General features: G+C 31.9%; 1 protein-coding gene. It reads right to left on the minus strand.

The genetic code is table 11. From position 1 onward, the window contains the following. The coding region (locus VB654_RS17075) for a DEAD/DEAH box helicase family protein (protein WP_323215008.1) at window positions 1-2,217 on the minus strand (2,217 nt) is incomplete at its 3' end. Window positions 2,218-2,277: the final 60 nt, after the last annotated feature.

A 2,277-nucleotide genomic window follows, 5' to 3' on the forward strand; every position in this document is an offset into this window, starting at 1 on the left:
TTGTTTTCTCTCAAGTTCATTAGCAATTTCTGATATTATACGTTTACATTCTTGAGGATCTATTTTCTGCAATAGAGATGCTTCTTCAACTGCATCCCAATAACTACCTAAAGCCCTCAATAATAAACATTTTAGCGGTATGCGATCAATATCACTACAGATTTGATCAGGTTGCAATAAATCTAACTCCTGTAAAATATTTTTATGCTGCTGATTTGCTAAAATTTTAATGCTTGTATTTTCAATTTCTGCTAATTGTGTATTGTTAATTTTTGTCAATCTTAAAGCAGCATAAGTATCCCAATAAATTTTGATAGGTTCACTGATTAAACCTTGATAAATAATATTACAAACTCCTTCTATATTTTTCAATATTTGTTCTCCATTAGCAAAGTCTGTTATCCATTTTAAAGGCTCATCTATATTTAAAATCTGGATAGGTTCACATTTATTAAATTTATCTCTGCCAATTCGATTAATTTCCTCCGTAGTAGCAATTACAAGAAGTCTGTAACGAGGTCTAGTAAAAGTTGTGTACCAACTAGTGGATTCCTCAAAAGATGGTTTTCCCTCTCCACCCAATACACAGAAAGTAACACAACCATCAAACTCTCTTCCTTTTGCTTGTTGAACATTTAGATAATCTATTCCAGGAAGGTTTTTGTATTTTTTAGGAATATCTTTACAAATTACTTTAACTCGACTAGAAATTTCTCTAAGCAGAGAACGCTGATTTGAACTAGATGTATTGATAATTTTTTCGCTTAGTTTAGTAAGAATTTGTAGTGCTTGTTCTTCTGAACTAAATTCTAAAATTTTTACAGGCTCTCCCTTCTCAAAAGCGTCTTCAGGATTACTTGGTTGAGGTAAATGTCTTCCTCTTCTAACTAAATTTGCTTCTTGTGCAAAAGAATGAAAAATATTAGCAAATTCTATAATATATTTTGTATTGCGATAATTGTATCTGAGTGAGTTGGTTCTAGTTAGTTCTAATTGTCCCCAATCAAAATCAGTTGGCATAATATTTTGATTTTTGTCTCCTAGCAGCCAGAGAATGGAATTATGATTATAGTTAACCTGCCATCTTTCCAGCATTTTGATAATGGTTCTGATTTCATACATTAGATAATCTTGAGCTTCATCCAAGATAAACAGTGTTGTATTTTTTGTATTTTTTATATTTTTTCCATATGCCGTTGTGGATAAAAAGTACCTTATTAAGGTATCAGAACCTAATCTCACAGTCCAACTCAAAAAATATGTTTGCCAAAATGGATTACTTCTTGAAGGATGAGCTATTTCTGTAATTGTATATACTCCCTCTATCCAACTTATTCCATTTCTCAATCCTTCTTTCCACCTAGTCTCGTTAATTTTTTCAAGGTGTCTTATCCGAGATATATTTTCATGATAATTTGGATGTCTAGATTGATAAATTTCATCTCTTGCAAGAACAAATGCTCTGAATAAAATTAAATCTCTGTATGGAATTAACTCATCTCTAGAAATTGCGTTAACTCTTTGAGATTCTGCTTGTAAAGCCTGTAATTCTTCGGAAGATGTTGCAACTAGCTGATATAATTCAGGTGCAGATTGACAAAGCCATTCTGCAAAAGTACCAACAAAAAAATTAGGTTGTTGATATTGTAAAATTTCTTTAATTTCAGTATACTCTCTAAGCTCAGAACATAAAGCTTCAGGAAGAATTAAAACAACGTTACAGTCATAATTTTTATAAAATTCACTTGCTATCACAGCAGCACATACAGTTTTACCTGTGCCTGGTGCGCTTTGCAATAAAAAACTATTAATGTTAGTAAGTTCTGAATAGTTAGAATATGAATAACTTCTTTGTAATGTTTCTAATAATTGGTACAAGAGTTTTATCTGCTCTTGAGTAAGGTGAGGTGAATATAAATAAGCACCATAAATAAATTGATACCATGAAGAAGTTTTATAGACATTAAAATTAAACGTTGGTATATCTTCTACTTGGCTTTCTTCAATTCCCATCAAATTAGCTAAGGTGTATGTTGGGTTTCTATATCTATCTTCGATAACTCCCTGGTAAACATCCTTTCTTAAACCTGCCTTAATTACTAAAATTTCCTGGGAATTTATCCGTTCCCAAATAACCCTCAGATCACCCTGTTTAGTTCTCCATAAATCTGTATAGCCTTCTAACTTACGACAATCTCCAAGATTCCCCTGACTCATTTGTTTTAAAATTTCTGCTACAGTCTCAGAATACTGGTGTGAAAGCTTCTGGATCTCTCG

It is taken from the genome of Nodularia sp. UHCC 0506, from assembly GCF_034931045.1.
Classification (GTDB): domain Bacteria; phylum Cyanobacteriota; class Cyanobacteriia; order Cyanobacteriales; family Nostocaceae; genus Nodularia.